At 74.6% G+C, this 19095-nt stretch carries 13 protein-coding genes; 4 read left to right on the forward strand and 9 right to left on the reverse strand.

The genetic code is table 11. From position 1 onward, the window contains the following. Nucleotides 1-18 precede the first annotated feature (18 nt). Nucleotides 19-681, forward strand: a complete 663-nt coding sequence (locus ACIBQ6_RS01795; protein WP_358012259.1) for a hypothetical protein — start codon at nucleotides 19-21, stop codon at nucleotides 679-681. Nucleotides 682-719: 38 nt separating this feature from the next. Here ACIBQ6_RS01795 and ACIBQ6_RS01800 read toward each other — a convergent pair whose 3' ends face one another. Genes ACIBQ6_RS01800 through ACIBQ6_RS01815 form a run of 4 tightly spaced genes read right to left on the reverse strand, consistent with a single transcriptional unit; the run spans nucleotide 720 to nucleotide 9766 of the window. Continuing rightward, the gene (locus ACIBQ6_RS01800; protein WP_357988788.1) at nucleotides 720-959 is read right to left on the reverse strand and encodes a phosphopantetheine-binding protein; all 240 of its coding nucleotides are present in this window, start codon (nucleotides 957-959) and stop codon (nucleotides 720-722) included. Further along, nucleotides 956-2398 carry an amino acid adenylation domain-containing protein gene (locus ACIBQ6_RS01805; RefSeq protein WP_397209702.1) on the reverse strand — a complete coding sequence of 481 codons (1443 nt, stop codon included), beginning with the start codon at nucleotides 2396-2398 and terminating at the stop codon, nucleotides 956-958. The genes ACIBQ6_RS01800 and ACIBQ6_RS01805 overlap by 4 nt, the downstream gene beginning before the upstream one ends. After that, entirely contained in the window at nucleotides 2395-6105 is a 3711-nt protein-coding gene (locus ACIBQ6_RS01810; protein WP_397209703.1) for a type I polyketide synthase, read from the reverse strand. Before ACIBQ6_RS01810 ends, ACIBQ6_RS01805 begins: the two co-directional genes overlap by 4 nt. After that, complete coding sequence (locus tag ACIBQ6_RS01815; RefSeq protein ID WP_397209704.1) at nucleotides 6098-9766, reverse strand: amino acid adenylation domain-containing protein; 3669 nt, start codon at nucleotides 9764-9766, stop codon at nucleotides 6098-6100. Before ACIBQ6_RS01815 ends, ACIBQ6_RS01810 begins: the two co-directional genes overlap by 8 nt. Nucleotides 9767-9992: 226 nt before the next feature. Between ACIBQ6_RS01815 and ACIBQ6_RS01820 the strand changes: the two genes are divergently transcribed. Next, nucleotides 9993-10679 (forward strand): hypothetical protein, encoded by a 687-nt coding sequence (locus ACIBQ6_RS01820; RefSeq protein ID WP_397209705.1) that lies wholly within the window; start codon nucleotides 9993-9995, stop codon nucleotides 10677-10679. A gap of 204 nt (nucleotides 10680-10883) precedes the next feature. Further along, entirely contained in the window at nucleotides 10884-12149 is a 1266-nt protein-coding gene (locus ACIBQ6_RS01825) for a valine--pyruvate transaminase (protein ID WP_397159776.1), read from the forward strand. 71 nt (nucleotides 12150-12220) lie between these two features. On the opposite strand, the gene ACIBQ6_RS01830 is transcribed toward ACIBQ6_RS01825, so the two are convergent. The 5 genes from ACIBQ6_RS01830 to ACIBQ6_RS01850 all read right to left on the reverse strand — a co-directional run bounded on the left by ACIBQ6_RS01830 (nucleotide 12221) and on the right by ACIBQ6_RS01850 (nucleotide 17770). Further along, nucleotides 12221-13159: a hypothetical protein gene (locus tag ACIBQ6_RS01830; RefSeq protein ID WP_397209706.1), complete on the reverse strand. Its 939-nt coding sequence runs from the start codon at nucleotides 13157-13159 to the stop codon at nucleotides 12221-12223. A gap of 109 nt (nucleotides 13160-13268) precedes the next feature. Continuing rightward, nucleotides 13269-13868, reverse strand: a complete 600-nt coding sequence (locus ACIBQ6_RS01835) for a GNAT family N-acetyltransferase (RefSeq protein ID WP_397209707.1) — start codon at nucleotides 13866-13868, stop codon at nucleotides 13269-13271. A 97-nt stretch (nucleotides 13869-13965) separates the two neighbouring features. Further along, nucleotides 13966-14937 carry a class A beta-lactamase gene (bla, locus tag ACIBQ6_RS01840; RefSeq protein WP_397209708.1) on the reverse strand — a complete coding sequence of 324 codons (972 nt, stop codon included), beginning with the start codon at nucleotides 14935-14937 and terminating at the stop codon, nucleotides 13966-13968. Nucleotides 14938-15081: 144 nt separating this feature from the next. Continuing rightward, entirely contained in the window at nucleotides 15082-17331 is a 2250-nt protein-coding gene (locus ACIBQ6_RS01845) for a LuxR C-terminal-related transcriptional regulator (protein WP_397209709.1), read from the reverse strand. After that, a complete protein-coding gene (locus ACIBQ6_RS01850; RefSeq protein WP_397209710.1) occupies nucleotides 17225-17770 on the reverse strand; it encodes an ATP-binding protein in 546 nt (181 codons plus the stop codon). Before ACIBQ6_RS01850 ends, ACIBQ6_RS01845 begins: the two co-directional genes overlap by 107 nt. 195 nt (nucleotides 17771-17965) lie before the next feature. Between ACIBQ6_RS01850 and ACIBQ6_RS01855 the strand changes: the two genes are divergently transcribed. Beyond that, nucleotides 17966-19009, forward strand: coding sequence for a DUF5937 family protein (locus ACIBQ6_RS01855; protein ID WP_358297886.1), 1044 nt, complete (start codon nucleotides 17966-17968; stop codon nucleotides 19007-19009). Nucleotides 19010-19095 lie beyond the last annotated feature (86 nt).

Consider the following 19095-nt stretch of genomic DNA (forward strand, 5'->3'; position numbering starts at 1 on the left):
AGAAAAGGAGAAACCGATATGAAGACCGACCGCAGGCTCGACGCCGTCTCCCTCGTGCAGGAGATCGACCGGCGGACGGCGGAAAATCCGATCGACAATCCGATCGTCGCGAAATTGCGTGAGGGGCGGTTCGCCCTGGCGGATCTGCGGCGGCTGCTGGAATTCGAGGTGCGACTGAACCGCACCGAGCTCGCCGCCTACGCGCTGGCCGCGTCCAGATTCACCGGCCGGCCGGAGGACGTGTACTGCCTGCAGCTCCAGGAAATGGCGTCGCGCGCCCGGACGAAACTGCTGGACTGCGCGCGCGTGCTGCCCATCGAGCCGCGCACCGGAGCCGACGGGCAGGCGGAGGGCTTCACCGCCTACGCCTACGGCTCCTATCTGAGCTGGCTCGCGCTCAACGCGAACCGGGCCGGTCTGGGCGCCGCCTCGCTGGTGGACGTCCGCTCGTACTTCTCCACCTCCGACGAGCTGGGCGCCTGGTTGCGCAGCTCCGGCATCGGCGCGCCCGAGGAGGCGGTGGCCTTCTACGGCAGTGAGCCGGAGGGGCTGAGCGCGTCGGCCGTCGCCTTCATCCAGGCCGGGCTCGACGCCGGCGACGACCCGGACGAGGCGCTGCGCCTCAGCGACGTGATGCGCGACGTCATGGGGTACTTCTGGCGAGCGGTGTCGACCGGCTGACGCTCCGGCGGCCCGCGGACCGGGCCCTGCCTGCATCCCTAACCCCGGCCCGTGCCCCGCGGACCGGCGACGAGGGCGGTCAGGGCCTCGGGCGTCGGATGGTCCTGGACGGCGGACACCGGAAGCCGGACGCCGCACACCTCCTCGACCCGCTGGACGATGCGGGTGGCCGCCAGCGAGTGGCCGCCGAGGTCGAAGAAGTCGGATCGGGGGCCGACGTCGTCCACCATGAGGACCTCACGCCAGATCTCCACCATGCCGGTCAGGGGGATGGTCATCGTCCGCTCCTGTTCTGCTCCTGCGCCAGCCGGCGCCGCACGCCGGGCCGGTCGATCTTGCCGTTGGGCGTCAGCGGGATCGCCGGGCCGGGCACGACCCGGGTGGGGATGGCGCTCTCCGGCAGCTCCGCCGACATGAAGCGCCGCAGTTCCCCCACGGTGGGGCACGGCCCGGACACCACGACGAGCGCGCCGAGGGCACGCGTGTCGCCGACGGTGGCGACGGCCGCCTGGCGGACGCGCGGATGGCGCAGCAGCGCGGCCTCGATCTCGGCGGCCTCGACGCGGACGCCGCGCACCTGGAGCTGGCCGTCGTCCATCCGCCCCTGGAACTCCAGCTCGCCGCGAGCGTTGACGGCAGCCAGGTCGCCCGTCCGGTACCAGCGGCCGGGAAGGCCGGGCAGGGTGACGAAGCGGCGGGCGGTCTCCTCGGGCCTGCGGTGGTAGCCGAGCGCGAGCACCGTACCGCCGATGTGGATCTCGCCGGTGCTCCCGGCCGGCACGGGCCGCCCCCGCGGGTCCACCAGGACGACGCGGGCGCCGTCGATCGGCCGGCCGATGGGCGGCAGGCCCGAGTCCGGCACCCGGCCGACGGTGTGCCAGGTGGCGCAGACGGTCGCCTCGGCGGGCCCGTAGTGGTTGACCAGGTCCCAGCCCCGGGGGAGCCGGCGCAGGCGCAGCGCGTCACCGCCGGTGAGCATCGTGCGCCAGGGGATGTCGTCGTCGGCGTCCAGCTCGACGATCATCTCGGCGAGCGGGGTGGGGGCGAACAGGATGTCGATCGCCCGCTCGCGGCCGAACTCGACCAGCTCCACGGGCGAGACCCGCACCTCGTCGGGTGCCACCACGAGCGTGCCCCCGGCGCACAGACAAGGCCAGATCTCCCAGATGGCCGCGTCGAACCCCAGGCCCGCGGTGTGCAGCTGACGGGTGCGCGGGCCTGTCCGGTAGGTGCGGTGATGCCAGGCGACCAGGTTGGCCAGGCTCTCGTGGCCGACCAGGACCCCCTTGGGCGTCCCGGTGGTCCCCGAGGTGTGCACGATGTAGGCGGCCCGGGCTCGGGCCGGCCGGTACTCCGTCCCGCCCCGGTCGAGCTCACGGGGCGTGCGGCCGGAGCGGCCGGACACCAGGATCGTGTCCGGCCCCAGTTGGTCGAGGAGGGCCCGTTGCCGCCGCCGGGGGAGCGCCACGTCCACGGGCGCGTACGGGCGGCCGGACAACATGGCCGCCAGCGCGGCGACCACGAAGTCGCGCCCCCGCGGCAGGCGCACGCAGACCGGCGCGCCCGGCGGGCCCGCCCGGTCCAGGGCGGCGGCGCCGCTGACGGCGCGCCGTAGCAGCTCGCCGTACGTGAGGCCGCCTCGGTCGTCCTCGATCGCGACGCGGCCGGGATGGGCGGCGGCGATCCGCGCCACCATGTCGGGCACGGTCACGTTCATGGGCGGCTCACCTCTCGCGTGGTCGGGGGCAGGACGTCCTGCACGGCGCGGGCGATCGCGGCGGCCCCCTCGCCGGTCAGCACGCTCCAGTGGTCCCCGGGGATCGGCCGCACCCGTACGCCTGCCGGGTACAGGGACGACAGCCACCGTTCCAACCACCGGCAGCGGCGCGGCGAGGCGCCGGCCCGCAGGACGACCGCCGGGCAGGGCGCCGGGCGCGGGCGGTGGCGCAGGAGCGCGCGCAGGTTGCGGCGGTAGACCCCGGCGAGGTCGAATCCGTCGCCGGACGCCTCGACGAGCCCGGCGATGCGCCGCCCGGTCTCGGTGGCGGCTCCGGTGGCGGTCCCGGGGGTGGATCCGCCGGGGCGACGGCGGGCACGGCGCAGGTGGCGCAGATGGGTCAGCGCGTCGGCCAGGTGGCGGGGGTGGGCGCCCACGGGGATGCCGGGCCCTGGCGGCGGATGCCCGTCCACGCAGATCAGGAGGGCGACCGGGTCGCCGTCACGGGTCAGTTGCCTGGCCATCTCGTGGGCCACGACCGCCCCCATCGACCAGCCGAGCAGGACGACGGGCAGCCCCTCCGGCCGTACCCGCCGGAGCTGTCGTACGTGGCCGGCGGCCAGGGCCTCGACCGTGCCGGGGTGGCGGGTCCCGGGGACGAGCCCGGGGGTGTCGAAGGCGTGGCAGGTCCGGCCGGTCAGGGCGGCGGCCAGCGGCCGGTAGGCGAGCGAGCTGCCCGACGCGGGCGGCACCAGGAAGATCGGGGCGGGCGACGTGCCCCGGGCGAGGAGCGCGGGCCCGTCGTCCGGCCCGTCGTCCTGCTCGTCGTCCTGCTCGTCGTCGGCGGAGTGCCGGTCGGCGAGGTCGATCAGCTCGCCGACGGTGGGGCGTCCGGCGAGGTCGAGCAAGTGGCCGAAGGTGGGGCGTTCGGCGAGGACGCCGACCGGGATCTCGGCCCCCAGCCGCTCCCGCACGGCGGCGGCCAGCCGGACCAGGCCCAGGGACTCGCCGCCCAGCCGGTAGAAGTCGTCGTCGGGGGAGACCGCGTCCACGCCGAGCGCGTCCCGCCACAGGTCCTCCAAGGAGGTGCGGGCGGCGTCCGGACGGTCGCGGGTGGTCGCGGGCGGCGGGAGCGGGGCGGTGTCGTCCGGCGTGACCGGGTCGAACGGCGGGGCCGGGAGCGGGCGCCGCCAGGCCCCGGCGTCGTCCCGGTCGGGGTGGTCTTGGTCGGGGTGGTCTTGGTCGGGGTCGTCCACGTCCGCCCAGTTCACGGGGGCGCCGTGGGCCCACAGGGAGCCCAGCGCGTCGAGCACGCCGGTCCTGTCCGTGCCGTGGCGGCCGGGGAGGGCGACGGCCGCGAGATCGGCGTTCCAGAACGGATGGCGCCGCACGGAGGCCGTCGTCGCGGTCCCCGCGCCCAGCTCGGCGAACAGCTCGGCCGGGCCGGACAGCAGGTTGCCCACGCAGGCGCGCATCCGGACGGTGCCGCACAGCTGCGCCACCCAATAGCCGGGATCGGCCGCGGTCCCGGCGTCCAGGGGCTCGCCGGTGAGGCCGGACAGCACGGTGAAGTCGAGGCCGCCGCGCACGGGCGTCCTGGCGACGGCCCGCGACAGCGCGTCGGCGGCGGCGCGCATGGACGGGGAATGGAAGGCGTGGCCCGTGCGCAGCGGCGTGTGGGCCACTCCGGCCGCCGCCAGCTCCGCGCGCAGCCGCTCGACGCGTTCGCGCGGGCCGGCCAGGACCGTACGGCCGACGTCCTCGACCGCCACCGACAGGCCGGTGTCCCGCCCGAACCCGGGCACCGCCTCCGCCACCCGGTCGAGCGGCAGATCGACGGCCAGCATCCGGCCGGGCGGGCAGCCGCGCATCGCGGTCGCGCGCTCCGCCACCAGGACCAGGGCGTCCTCGAACGTCCACAGCCCGGCGGCGGCCACCGCGGTGTACTCGCCCAGGCTGGAGCCCAGCGCGGCGACCGGCCGCAGGCCCCAGTCCATGAGCTGGCGCGCGATCCCGTAGCCGAGCACGAACAGGTTCACCTGCTGGACGAGCGTGTCGCCGCCGTCCCGGCCCAGGACGTCCGGGTCGAGCCCGAGCCGCTTCGCGAGGACGGTCCGGGCGCGCGCGTCGGCCTCCCGCACGGCCGGCAGGCAGGCGCGCAGCGCCTCGGCGGCGCCGCCGAGGCGCGGACCGCCCTGGCCGGGGAACAGCAGCGCGACCCGCCCGGCGTCCCGCGCCCGCAGCGGAGTGGTCTCCCTGGCCAGCTCGCGGACGGCCGCCTCCGGCGTCTGCGCCACCACCGCCCGCCGCAGGGGCAGTTCGCGGCGGCCGCGGCTCAGCGTGCGGGCGGCGTCCGGCAACGAGGGAGCGTCCGCGGCGCCGAGCCGGTCGGCGAGGTCCTTGCGGTAGGCGGACAGGGAGGGCCCGCTGTGCGCCGACAGGCACAGGACCCGCGGCCCGGGGCGGGGCGTGCTCGCCGCCGGCGTCGGCGGCGAGGCGAGCACGACGTGGACGTTGGTCCCGCCCATGCCGAGCGAGCTCACCCCGGCCAGCGCGGGGCCGGGCCACGGCCGCCGCTCGGTCGCGACGTGGAAGGGGCCGCCGTCCAGGCCGAGGTCCGGGTTGGGGCGCTCGAAGTGCGCGCTCGGGACGATCTCCTCGTGCCGGAGCATCAGCGCGGTCTTGATGAGGCCCGCGACGCCGCTCGCCGCGCCCGCGTGCCCGATGTTGCCCTTGACCGAGCCGAGGCCGCAGAACCCGGTCCGCCCGGTGTGCGCCTGGAACGCCTGGGTCAGGGCGGCCACCTCGACGGGGTCGCCGAGCCGGGTCCCGGTGCCGTGCGCCTCGACGTAGGACACCTCGGCCGGATCGACGCCCGCCGCGTCGAGGGCGCGCGACGTCACGTCCCGCTGCCCCTGCACGGACGGAGCGGTGAAGCCCACCTTGCGGGCGCCGTCGTTGTTGGCCGCCGACCCGCGGACGACGGCGACGATCTCGTGCCGCTCGCGCAGGGCGTCCTCCAGCCGCCTCAGCACCACGACGCCCACGCCGTCGGCGGGCACGGTGCCGCGGGCCCCGGCGTCGAAGGGCCGGCAGTAGCCGTCCGGCGAGAGCACGTCGCCCTCGGCGTGCCGGTAGCCGCCCTCCGGATGGACGCCGATGCGCACGCCCCCGGCCAGCGCCACGTCGCACTCGCCGTCGCGCAGGCTGCGGCAGGCCAGGTGCACGGCCAGCAGCGAGGTCGAGCACGCCGACTGCACCGTGATCGCGGGCCCGCGCAGGCCGAGCTTGTAGGCGACCCGGGTGGCCAGCATGTCCTTGTCCCAGGAGGTCTCCGGAGCGCCCTCCTTGATCAGCGGAGGGTCGCAGCCGCCGAAGACGCCGATCGCGCCGTCGAAGCGGGCCGGGTCGAGGGCGGCGTCGTCGAGCGCGAGCGAGGCCGTCTCCAGGAACACCCGCTGCTGCGGATCGATGGACGCCGCCTCGGCCCGGCTGTAGCCGAAGAAGCGCCAGTCGAACAGGGCCGCCCCCGGCATGACGCCGTACGCCGCGACGAACCCCTCGCCGGACGGGTCCGCGCCGCCGCGCGGGCTCGGGCGGCGCTCGATCGTGTCGGCGCCGGCGCGCAGGTTGTGCCAGAACCGCCGCACGTTCGCCGCGCCGGGGAAGCGGCAGGCCATGCCCACGATGGCGATCAGTTCAGACATGCCCGCCTCCTTCCACGGCCGCCGCCACGCCGTCCGCGGCCAGGCGGGCGGCCAGGGAACGCACGGTCGGGCAGGCGAAGAGCACCGTCACGGGCACCTCGGCGCCGAGCTCGTCCTCCAGCCGCGCCTGGACGCGGGTGAGCAGGCCGGAGTCGCCGCCGGCCTCGAAGAAGTTGTCGTCCACGCCGATCCCCGGCCGGCGCAGCACCTCGCGCCACACGCTCAGGACGTGCTCCTCCAGCGCCGCCGCCCGCCCGGCCGGGCGGACGGGGCCTTCCCCGTCCTCCCGGGGCGGGGCGGCCGCCGGCGGGCCGCCGGATCTCAGCGGCGTGGTCCGGCCCCGGGCGAGGTCGTCCAGGGCCGCGGCGACCAGCCGGGCGAGGCGGGCCGCCTCGCCTTCGTCCAGCAGGCCGCCCCGGCAGGTGACCGTCCCTTCCAGGCCGCCGTCCGCGGTCGTCCAGACCGTGATCATGACGGGGTGGGCGGCGTGCGGCCGGATCTCCGGGAAACGCATCCTGGTCAACGGGCGCCCGCCCAGCTCGGTCGGCTCGCCGGCGTCGCCGGTCTCGAAGGCGAGCAGGACTTCGCAGTACGGCGCCGCGTCCAGCCGCCGGGCCGGACGCAGCCGGGCCACGACCCGCTCGTAGGGCACGTGCTGGTCGTCGAGCGCTTCGGCGAGCTGGCCACGCAGGATGGCGACCAGCTCGTCCGGCGTGCCGGCCGGCTCGGCGCGGGAACGCAGGACCACCAGGTTGACGCACGGCCCGACGGCCTGGGCGAGCGCGGGATCGGCCCGGTTCTCGGCGGGCACGCCGAAGGTGACGTCGTCGCGTCCGGTCCAGCGGTGCAGAGCGGCGGCCACGGCCCCGGCCACCACCGTGAACGGGGTCGCCCGCAACCGCCGCCCGGCGGCGCGCAGCTCCTCACGCCGCACCGGCGGCAGCGGGACCGTGACGGGCTCCTCGCCGGGATGTGCGGACGGCCGCAGGATCGTGCCCGGCGCGCCGGCCAGACGCCGTTCGGCACGGGCGAGCGCGGCCTCGTCGTCCCCGGCGAGTTCGGCCGCCGCGACGTCGCGGAACTGGGGCCCCTCCCACGGCGGCGGCGCGCCACCCGCCAGCGCGGCGGCGTAGCAGCGGCCGAGGTCGCGCACGAGGACGCGCACCGAGCCCCCGTCGGTGACCAGGTGATGCTGGCGCAGCACCAGCACGTCGTCCCCGGCGGCAGGGCGCAGGACGGCCAGGTGCAGCAGCCGTCCCGCGGCCGGGTCCAGCGCGGGAGCCCCGGCCGCCCATCGCGCGACGTCGTCCTCGGACACCTCCCGCGCCCGGATCTCCCGCACGTCCACGTCCGGCTGCCAGGGTTCGCCGACGAGCCGGCGCAGCCCGTGCTCGCCGACGCGGAAGCGGGTGCGCAGGATCTCGTGCCGCCCGGTCAGCTCGGCCGCGGCCCGGCGCAGCGCGCCGTCGTCCAGCCGCCCGGCCGCCCGCCAGGCGACGGTCTCCTGGTAGGAACCGGGCAGCAGGCGGTCGGCCAGGTGGATCTGCCGCTGGGTGGCCGAGGCCGGCGCCTCGTCCGCGCCCGCCTTGCGCAGGTCGGCGGCGGTCTCGGCGAGCGCCTGGACGTCGAGCTTGCCGTTGACGGTCAAGGGCAGGCCGGGCACGGTGGCGTAGGCGTGCGGGATCATGTAGGGCGGCAGCCGTTCGGCCAGGTGGCCGCTCAGCTCGTCGGGCGCCGGCGGCGCGCCCGAGAGCACCAGGTAGGCCACGATCCTGCCCTCGGAGCCGCCCTCCAGCAGCACGGCCGCGTCGCCGACGCCGGGGTGCTCGCGGAGCCGGGCGGCGATCTCGCCCGGTTCGATCCGGTAACCGTGCCACTGGAACTGGTCGTCCATGCGGCGCAGGTAGAGCAGGCCGCCGTCGGGGCCGAGGCGGGCCAGGTCACCGGTCCGCAGGAGCACGTCCTCGCCGAACGCGTCCCGCACGAACCGTTCCCGGTCGAGCTCCGGCCGGCGCAGGTACCCGGCGGCGACGCCCGCTCCGCCGAGCCACATCTCGCCGGTCGCGCCCTCCGGGACGAGCCGCCGCCCCGAACGCGGGTCCACCAGGTGCACGCTGGTGTGCGGGAGGGGGCGGCCGATCGGGCTGACGTCCCGCTCGCAGTCCTCGGCGGTCACCTCGTGGACCGTGGCGTGGACGGTGGCCTCGGTGATCCCGTACAGGTTGACCAGCCGGACGCCCTGATGGCGGCGGCGCCAGTCGCGTAGGCGGGGCGGGTCCAGCCGCTCGCCGCCGAACAGCACGTACCTCAGGTCCGGCAGCGGCTTGGGGTCGGCGTCGTCCACGGCGACGAGCCGGGCGAAGGCCGACGGCGTCTGGTTGAGGACGGTGACGCGCTCGCGCAGCAGCGTCTCGCGCAGCGCCCAGGGGTTCTGGACGTCCCCGTCCGGCAGGACGACCAGCCGGCCGCCGGTGGCCAGGCAGCAGAAGATCTCCCAGACCGACATGTCGAAGGCGCAGGAGTGGAACTGCGCCCACACGTCGTGCGGCGAGAAGCCGAAGGGGAAGTGCGGGCCCGAGATCCGGGCCACCACGTTGGCGTGGGTGACCAGGACGCCCTTCGGCTGCCCCGTCGTGCCCGAGGTGTACAGGCAGTAGGCGGGCGACGATCCCGGGAGCTCCGGAAGCGGGCCGTTCCCGGCGCCGGACGGCCCGGCCGCCGCCCGGACGGCGTCCAGCGTGACGGCGCTGTCCTCCCCTGACGGGGTCTCCTCGACCAGGAGCCGGCTACGGCTGTCCTGGAGGATGAACGAGGCCCGCGAGCCGGGATGGCGGGGATCGATCGGGACGTACCAGGCGCCCGCCAGGAGCGTGCCGAGGATGGCCTCCACAGTGGCGGGGGCGGGCGGCAGCCTGAGCGCGACGGGATCTCCCGGCCGTACCCCCATCGCGGCCAGACCGCCCGCGATCCGGGTGGCCCGTCGCCACAGCTCGCCGTACGTGACGCGCTCGCCGCCCCCGACGACCGCCACCGCGTCCGGCTGCGCCTCCGCCCGTGCCCGGACGAGACCGTGGAGGGTCCCCCCGGATGCCTGCCGCCCCGCCGGTTGCGGATCCGGGGGTGTCACGAGGTCGAGGTCGCCCAGCCGCCGGTCCGGCGATCCCGCCACCGTGTCCAGCAGCGCGCCCAGGTAGCCGGCCAGCTGTCCGACGCGTTCCGCGGCCGGGCGGGGGCCGGACACGCCCAGCCATGCCCGTGGCCGGCCGTCCTCCAGGGCCAGGCGCACGTGCAGCGGGCCCGGTGCGTCCCGGCCGGGACCGGCCGTCCGTACCGTGAGGGCGTCCGGCGGCGGGGAGAGCGCGGGGGACTGCGCCACCTCCCGGCACAGCAGGGAGAACGGGACGTCCACCCCCACCCGCACCTCGACCGGCCGGGCCGAGCCGTCGCCGGGGCGGTGCAGGGCGAGCCGCACGCCGCCGTCCGCGCCGTACAGGGACAGCAGCGCGCCCAGGCCTGCCACGAGAAGGACCGCCGGCTCCCGCGCCGCGTCCGGCGGAACGGGGACCGGCCGTTCCACGGTCGTCCCGGGCAGTCCCGGAGAGGCGTCGCCGCCCACCTCGGCCAGGAACGCCTCGATCCCTTCCTGCGGTCGTCGTGTCACTGGGAGCTCCCGTTCGACTGGTCAGGTGGTCGCGTGAGCGGCTGCTCGCGTGATCGTGTGCCCGCTGGATTCCGCGGGCCGGGCGCCCGCCCCTACCCGGCCCTCCGTGGGGGCACACGGCGACCGCCGCGCACGTCAGAGCCCTGTCACAGCACGATCAGCCGCACGTCAGGCCGGGTTGGCAGAAGGGGGGGCGGATGCACGTCCCATCGACGACGGGAGAACCATGTACACCGACTTCGAGCCGACCCCCCTGGCGGGCCAGGCCGTACGGCGGCTGCGGCAGATGCGGGACGACAACCCCGTACGCAACCGGTTCCTCGAACGCATGGACGCCGGGACGCTCACGATGGACCACGTCAGGCAGCTCGTGGGCGTGACCCACAAGTGCCACCAGGCCGAGATCACGGCGTTCGCCACGCTGATCGCCCGCGACCCGCACCCGCTCGCGGTCGAGTTCTTCGACGGCATGCTCGGCCTGATCCACCGGGCCCGGCCCAAGCTGCGCAGCGTGATGGCCGTCCTGGGCCTCGACGAGGAACGCCTGCACCGCTGGCCGGCCGACCCCGCCGCCTACCAGGTCGCCGGGACGTGGGGCTGGCTCGGCTTCCTCGGCACCCAGGCCGACGCCGCGCTCGCCCTGTACTGGGACATGGTCCGCTACTTCCCCGACAGCGACGAGATGCTCGCCCGCCTGCCCAAGACCGGGCTCGACGTGCCGGAGGAGTTCGTCGTCTACTACGGCGGCGGGCAGTCCGACGAGCTCGAACGGCAGGCGCTGGCGGTGGCCGAGCACGGCCTGCGGCGCGGACAGAGCGCGGACGACGCCGTCTTCGCCGCCCGCCTGATGGAGGAGAGCATCGGCCAGTACTGGGCCGCCGCGGCCGCCGACCCGCACGAGCCCCGGCCCTGACCCCGGCGGTCCCTTCCCGGAGGCGCGGCTCTTCGCCCCGCGACCTGGATCTCCGTGCGCGACGCCCGGCGGCGCGCTCCGCCCGTGCCGGCGCACGTCGTCACCGTCTTGTGCGGCGACGACTAATGCGGTGGACTCGCTTGATCACGACAAACCGCGGGTGTGTGCCGGCGGCGGGCCAGATCCGAGAAGGGACACGCAAGAATGAAGTTATCGCGGAGCGGCCAGAAGATGTCTGACATGTCGGGCCTGCGGAGCATCATGGAGGACGTCGCGACCTCCACCGCCTCGGGCGCGTCCGACTGGCTGAACCTGAGCATCGGCAACCCCGCCCAGATCAAAGAGGTCATCGACGCCTGGAGGGACCTGACCGCGACCGTCGTGGCAGAGGACTTCGCCGCGACCAGCAGCCGCTACGGGCCCTCGCGCGGCATGCCCACCCTGGTCGAGGAGATCGTCACCTCCTTCAACGCCCGGTACGGCTGGGGCATCACGGCCGACAACGTCGTGGTGGGACCTGGCAGCCAGATGCTCTTCTTCATCGCCACCGCGCTGTTCTCCGGCCAGACCGCCGACGGCTCGTTCCAGCGCGTGGTCCTGCCCATGACCCCCGACTACGCCGGCTACCTGGGCCTGTCCACGGACCCCGACGGCGTGACCGGCATCGCCCCCGAGATCGAGCTGACCGGCGACAGGTCCTTCCGCTACGCCTTCGACTTCGAGGCGGTGGAACGATGCCCCGAGGTCGGCATGCTCCTGCTGTCCAGCCCCAGCAACCCGACCGGCCGCAGCATCGACGGCGACGAACTCGCCCGGCTGGTCGGCCTGGCCCGGCGCCACGACGTGCCGCTGATCGTCGACCACGCCTACGGCGCCCCCTTCCCCCGCGTCGCCGCCTCCCGGGTGGCGCCGCAGTGGGACGACCACCTGATCAACTGCTTCACCCTGTCCAAGGCGGGCATGCCCGCCGAACGCGTCGGATTCGCGATCGGGCCGTCCCGGTACATCCGGGCGATGGTGTCGTTCATGGCCAACTCCGTCCTGCACGCGCCGCAGCTCATGCAGCGGGTGGCGGCCAGGGCGCTGTCCTCGGGGCTGCTGGACCGGCTCGCCGCCACGGTGATCAACCCGTTCTACCGAGCCCGCCGCCTGTACGCCGAGCGCCTGCTGGCCGACCTCCTGCCCGAGTCCGTCACCTGGCGGCTGCACGCCGGAGAGGGCGGCATGTTCTGCTGGTTGTGGATCGATCACGACTGGTTCGACGACATGGCCCTGTACCGGCTGATGAAGACCAAGAAGGTCTTCGTCGTTCCCGGCCGCCACTTCTTCGCGACCCCGGCGTCGGACGCCACGGCCGCGTCCCACGCCAGGCGGTGCTTCCGGATCAGCCTCACCGCCGACGAACACGTGATCGCCGAGGGCGTCGGAAGGATCGCCGAAGGCCTCCTGGAGCTGCGCCGCGGCTCCTGAAGGCCCGCGCCGCCCGGACCTGCCGCCTCCCATGAGCCCAGGCCCGGCGCGGCCCCGCCGCCATGACGCCGCTACGGCAAGGCGGGCACGGCCGGCGGGTTGTTGGTCCAGCCGGTCTCGATCATGGTGTCGGTCGTGGCCTCGTTGAGGGACAGCTTGCCGCTGATCGCGGTCGTCCGGGTCTTGGACAGCAGAAGCATCGTGCCGGTGTCCACGATCAGGCCGGTCTGCTCCTCGATCATCAGTCCGTTCTTCTGCACGACCTTCGGGTGGTCGATCGACAGCGCCGCGCCGGCTCTGCCCATGCCGTCCTTGGACTGTCCCTGCGCACGGACGGCGGGCATCGTCAGCAGGACCTGGTAGGCCGCGGCACGGACGTTCTTGGGCGCCGGAAGCTGATGGAGCATCTCCGGCAGCACCCCGGTGACGAACCGGTCCGTGTCGTTCTGCTTGACCCGTGAGACCCGCGCGGCCTCGGAGAGCCAGGACTTCAAGCCGTTCGGGTCCGCGGGCAGTCGCTGGACCTCGTCGTACGTCAGCCACTGCCCGGCCAGGAAGAACTTGTCGTTCTTGCTGTGTACGGGCCCGACGTGCCCCTTGTCCGGCTCGGTCGACAGCTTCACGACCTGGCCGTCGGCCGTGCGGGTCCACTTGGCCGGCGAACCGTCGCGACGCCACGCCTTCCGGTCCGCCGCGCTCTTCGGGTACGCCCCCGCGTTCCGGTATCCGAGCCACGCCTTGCCGTCGGGCGCCGTCCATTCCTCGGTGAGCGCCTGCTCCACCACCCAGTAGCGATTCGCGCCGCTGCCCATCTGGCGGGGACCGGTGCGCTGGGTCAGCACCCGCGTGTGCCAGTAGGCGCCTTCCGCCGGAGCCGACGCGGCGGCCGCGAGCTGTGTCTGCGATGCCTCCGCCACGCTCGGCAGGCCCAGCAGGGCGGCGACGCCCACGGCGGCCAGGCCGGTGCCGACGGCGATCAGCGGCCGGACCCGTGCGGTCGCGAGCTTCATGTCTTTCCTCCAGAGGTCGGGAAGTGCTGTCCCCACCCCATACGCGTGAGCGCCGCACAAGGTTGCCTGCGACACCCGCGCCGGATTCCGGTCGGCTTCGACCCGGCCCTCAGTTCCCGGGGTCGCGCAGGCCGACGCAGTCGAAGGCCCAGAAGGGCTCCGAGTAGACGAATGTGCCCGTCATCCACGGCTCGTGCGCGGACAACCGGGCGACCTGGAACGCGGCTTCAGGGATGCGCAGCGACGGCGAACGGAAGCCCGCTGCGCAGGCACCCTCGAAGCCGCGCGTGCCGTAGTAGCGCGGCGAGCCCTCCAGGAACACCAACGGCACCCCCTGGCTGTCGGCCGCGTCGAGGGCGTACGCGATGAGCCGGGTGCCGATCCCCTGACGCTGGAACTCCGGGGCCACGCCCAGCGGTGACAGGGACAGGACGTCCACGATCCGGCGTGGAGCGTCCAACCGGGTCGCGCTCAGCAGGACATGCCCGACAACCCGGTCGTCAACGGTGGCGACGAAGGACATCGGCGCCAGCGCGGCCTCCGCCACGCGAAGGGCCTCCACGAGCCCGGGAACCCGCTCGCCGTCACCGAAGGCGCGCGTATGAACCTCCCGCACATTCTGGTGATCGTCGGCGGTCTCTCGCCGGATCACCAGCCCGGCACCATCGGAAGCGATCGGGAAGCCTTCGGACGCATCGCATGACGTCATGGCCGCGACGGTAGGGCACGGTACGGCTCCTGCGCGAGGCGATTACGCCCCAGGTCGTCACTGCCGGGCCGGCCCGGCCCGACCAGCCGCATTCACCCTACTTGGCGAGGCCGAGCCCGCGGACCAGCACGGTGGCCGCCTTGGCGATCACGCTGTTGTCCATGGTCGCGGCCGGGTCCGTGCGATTGGTGTAGATCGCGATGATCACCGGCGCGCCGGTGGGCGGCCAGGCGACGGCGATGTCGTTGCCCGGCGCGTACGCGCCGATGCCGCCCCCGGTCTTGTCACCGACGATCCAGTCCCGCGGCACCCCGGCCCGGATGCGCTCGGCGCCGGTGACGCTGGCCCGCAGCCAGTCGTTCAGCCGCTGCCGGTCCTCGGGGACGAGCGCGCCGCCCAGGCTGAGCTTCTGCAGGTTGCGGGCCATGAACGCGGGCTTGACGGTGTCGCGCTTCTCGCCCGGCTTCCAGTCGTTGAGCTCCGGCTCCCAGCGGTCGAGCCGCCCGATCGGGTCCCCGAGCGAGCGGTAGTAGCGGGTCAGCCCCGCGGGTCCGCCGATCTGCTTGAGGAGCACGTTCGCCGCGGTGTTGTCGCTGGCGGTGACGGCCGCGTGGCACAGCCGGTCCGCGGTCATGCCGTTCTTGACGTTCTCCGGCAGTCCGCTGATCGGCGAGTTCGCGACCACGTCCTTGGCCGTCCAGTGCAGCGTGCGGTCCAGCAGGCCGGGATCGGTCGTGCGGGCCTTGTTCAGGATGGCGCCGCACAGGATGGCCTTGAAGGTGGAGGCGCCGGCGAATCGTTCGCCGCCCCGGTAGGAGACGGTCTTCCCGGTGCCGGTGTCGATCGCGTAGGCCCCGATGCGTCCCTGGTAGGAGTCCTCCAGCGCGCGCAGTTGCCTCCTGACGCCGGCCGTGCCGCTCTCCGGCTGCGCGGCGGCGACGGCGGACGCCGAGCGCGTGTCGGCCCCTGCCGAGCCCGCCAGTCCGGCGACGGCCGCCATCGCCGTGGAGGTCGCCAGCACGGAGGCGCCGAGCCTGGTACGCAGCCCTCCGTAAGGAACGTCTCTCATCCCGACTCCCCGATCTCGATCCGGATCTTCCTGAGCGCGACCAGGAGACCAGAGGCGACGGCGGGATGTCCAATAGCGATATGAGACCCCGAATCATAGGGATCCGGATATCTCCCCAGGTAATCGCTTCGCGCACCTCGACGCTCAGGCGACGATCGCGGCCAACTCCGCCCGCGACGAGATCCCCAGCTTCGGGAAGGCCTTGTAGAGGTGGTAGCCGACGGTGCGCGGGCTGAGGTACAGCTGGGCCGCGATGTCACGGTTGGACGCGCCCGTGGCCGCCAGCCGTACCACCTGCCTCTCCTGCGCCGTGAGGACGCTGAGCGGGTCGTCCGGCCGGCGCGGGGCCGCGGGCACGTCGCCGGTGGCGCGCAGCTCCGCGCGGGCCCGCTCGGCCCAGAGCGCCATGCCGAGCCGGTCGAAGGTCTCCAGCGCGGCGCGCAACTGGGCGCGGGCGGCGGCGCGCCTGCGCGCCCGCCGCAGCCACTCGCCGTAGAGCAGCCGCGTGCGGGCCTGCTCGTGCGGCTGCTCGCCCTGTTCGTGCGCCCGGACGGCCTGCTCGTACAGATCCTCGTCGTCCTCGACGAGGGCACGGCAGCGCAGCGCGATCGCATCGGCGGACGGCACGCCGACGCCGGCCGCCCAGTCCAGGTAGTACGCCAGCGGCTCGCCCGCCGGCTCCGGCTCCTTCGCCCTGACCGCGGCCTCGATCCGGTCAGGGGCGGAGAAGACGGACACCGGCGCGTTGGCGGGCGAGATCCTCTCCAGCATCCTCAGCGACGCCTCCGGACGGCCCAGCGCCAGCTCCAGCCGCCCGAGCCCGGCCAGGGCCATCGCCTCGGCCGTACGGAGCCCGCGCGCTCTGGCCTGTTCCAGCGCGGTCGTGGCCGCCGTCCGGCAACCGAGCTCGTCGCCCAGTTCGCCGCGCGTCACCGCGAGCAGCGCGGCGAGCACGACGGCTCCGTTCCGCTGCCCCAGGTCGCCGACCACCGCGATGCTCTCCTCCAGCCTGGACGCCGCCTCGCGATACCTGCCGAGCAACATCTGCGCCTCCGTCCGGATCTCCACCGCGACGGTCAGCCAGCCGCCCATGTCGTGGGCCCTGCACTCGGCCTCGACGCGCGCCGCCATGGCCTCGGCCAGGCCGTAGCGCCCGATCGGCGCACACAGCTGGGCCAGGAAGGTCAGCCCCGGCACCTGAAGCCCGGACAGGTCGGGAGCGAGCACCAGCCCCCGCATGAGCGGGACGGCGTCCGACAACTCGCCGTTGGCCAGCGCGGACAGCCCGAGCGCGCCGCCCACCAGCGGAGACCCCACCTCGGGCAGCGCCCTGAGCAGCTTCGCCGCCTGCGCCGCCAGGCCCGGGTCACCGGCGTACCACGCGCACCGCATCGCCTCCACGAGCAGGTAAGCCGCCCGTTCCGCGTCGAGCGGGGCGACCCGCTCCGCGCCGGCGATGATGAGGTCACCGGCCGTGGCGGGGCTGCCCTGCTCGAACTCCCGATGGGCGCGCACCTGGATCAGATGGGCGAGGGCCAGCGGGTTCCTGATCTCCTCACTGGCCCGGCCGGCCAGCGCGCCCGCACGGGCCAGTTGTCCCGCGTCGCTGGCCGCCACGGCCGCGGCGGCCAGCCGTACCGACCGCCTGGCGGTGTCGGGGGTGAGCTCGGCGGCCCGTTCGTAGGCCGCGGCCATGGCCGCATAGCCCGAGCGCGTGCGCGCCCGCTCCGCGGCCGACTCCAGCTCGCCCGCCACGTCCTCGTCGGGCGTGGTCGTCGCCGCGGCCAGATGCCAGGCCCGGCGGTCGGCGTGCCCGCCGCCGCCGAGCACCTCGGCGAGCGCGCGATGCACGGCCAGCCGGGACGTCAACGGCGCGTTCCGGTAGGCGGCGGCCCTGATGAGCGGGTGCCTGAAGGTCACGGTGGCCCCGTTCACCGCGACCAGCTTGGCCTGCTCCGCCGCCTCCAGGTCCGCCAGCCGGGCGGAGAAGGACTGCGCGGCGCGCAGCACGATCCCGAGGTCGCCCGTGTCGTCGGCGGCGAGCACCGCGAGCAGCGTCTGCGCCGTGCCGGGCAGCGCCCTGATCTGCTGCCGGAACGCCTCCTGCACCCGTCCGGCGACGGGGATCGCGGTGAACGGGTTCGGCTGCCCGGCCTGCTGCTCCGCGGTGAACGCGGACGGCAGTTCGAGGAGCGCGAGCGGATTGCCGCCCGCCTCCGCCAGGACGCGGTCACGCACCTTCGGGGCCAGATCCCCGGCCGACTCGGTCAGCAGCGCGACGGCCGCCTCACGGTCCACGCCGTCCAGCCACAACTCGGGCAGCCCTTGCGGGTCGAACTCCTCCCGGCCCGCGAACACCAGCGCGACGCCCTCCGCGTCCAGCCGCCGCGCCACGTAACACCAGGGCGTCGGCGGAAGCCCGGTCGAACCACTGCGCGTCGTCGACCAGGCAGAGCAGCGGCCCGTCGCCGGCGATCTCGGCCAGCAGGCTGAGCAGGGCGAGCCCGACGAGGAACCGGCTCACCGGAGCGGTCGCGCCCATCCCCAGCGCGCCGCGCAGCGCCGCCGCCTGCGGTTCGGGCAGCGCGTCGATCCGGTCGAGCTCGGAGCGCAGGAGCAGGTGCAGGGCGGCGTACGGCAGCTCCGCCTCTGACTCGATGCCGACCCCGTGCAGCACCCGAACCCCCGCGGCGCGCTCGGCCAGGTGGCTGAGCAAGGCGGACTTCCCGATGCCCGGCTGCCCGCGCACCACCAGCACGCCACTGCGTCCGGACCGGGCGTCCGTCAGCAGCCGGTCCACCTGCGCCTGCTCCGCAGCCCGCCCAAACAACATGGCCGAAAATTTAGCGGAACGGACATTTGCCCCTTCCGGGTGGGAGCGGTGAGCAATGACCGTGACCTGGCACTACCGTCACAATGACGGATTCGGCGCGCCACCGGCCTGCAGTTCGCCGGCCTCCGCGGGGCCTGAGTCGCGCCCCTGTCTCGACGTACAGGCCTCGGCTGCGGGGATGATGGGATCGGTGCCATGCCCACAGTGATCACTGGCCTCGACCGGTGCATGCAGGCGGGGTCCCTGCTGGCGGCGGTATCGGCGATGACCGAGTTCGGCTCGGCGCTGCACGTCCTGCGCGACCCTGCTCACCACGGCCTGGAGGACTGGGCGGCGGAGATCTTCGCGGCGATGAGCCCTGACCTGGCGGCCTGGACCCGATCGTGGTGGTGGACGGCGCAGGCCATCAGAGCGACGCCGTTCGTCACCCCCGAGCCCCCGGCGGAGAGCTTCGACGACCGGCTCGAACAGCTGCGTGCCATGCCCGCCCAGGAGCTGGCAGGTCAGTTGCTGCGGCCGATCGCTCCCTCGGGCGACCGGCAGGTCGCGCTCCGATGGTCGCGCGCGCGAGATCCGGCGGTGGCGGCCCGCGTCGAAGCGCTCGTCAGGCGTCCGCAGGACGCGGCCGCGGATTTCCTCTCGTTCCTGCGTCGCAGCCGGCAGGAGTGGTTCGAGGCCGAGTGGACCCGGATCCGGCCCGTGCTGGCGGGGCGGGCGCGACGCTTCGCCGACCTGGCCTCCCGGCAAGGGCCCGGGCCCGCGCTCGCCGCTCTCGACCCCGCGATGGAGCTCGCACCGGCCGGGGTGGCCGTCCGCATCGCCAAGATCCAGGCCGCCCGTCATGACGTGTCCCGGCGCGGGCTGGTCGTCGTGCCCAGCACCTTCATCCGTCCCCACCTGTACGTGGCCGACGTTCCCGGCCGGCCGCTCCTTCTCCTCCATCCCGTCGACGCCGGCCTCCCGGTGCCCTCCGCCACCGTGGTGCGGCGACGGCTGGAGGCCCTCGCCCACCAGGGCCGCCTGGAGGTCGCCCGGGCGATCGCCACCGAACCGCGGACGGCCGGCGAGATCGCGATGTTGTGGAACGTCGACCCGACCCAGGTGAACCGGCACCTGCGCGCCCTGGCCGCGGCGGGACTGGCCACCACGGCCCGTCAGGGACGGTTCGTGCGGTACCGGCTCGCCGCCGACGTCCTGGAGGAGCTCGGCAAGGACGTGCTGTCGCTGCTGCTGCGCTGAGCACGATTGATCGCATTCGTCAGTCCGCTGGCCGGACGGCCGCGGTGGTGCTGAAGTCCCTCCCAACCACTTCATCCAGGGAGAAC

Origin of the sequence: Nonomuraea sp. NPDC049655, assembly GCF_044465465.1 — a bacterium.
Taxonomy (GTDB): domain Bacteria; phylum Actinomycetota; class Actinomycetes; order Streptosporangiales; family Streptosporangiaceae; genus Nonomuraea.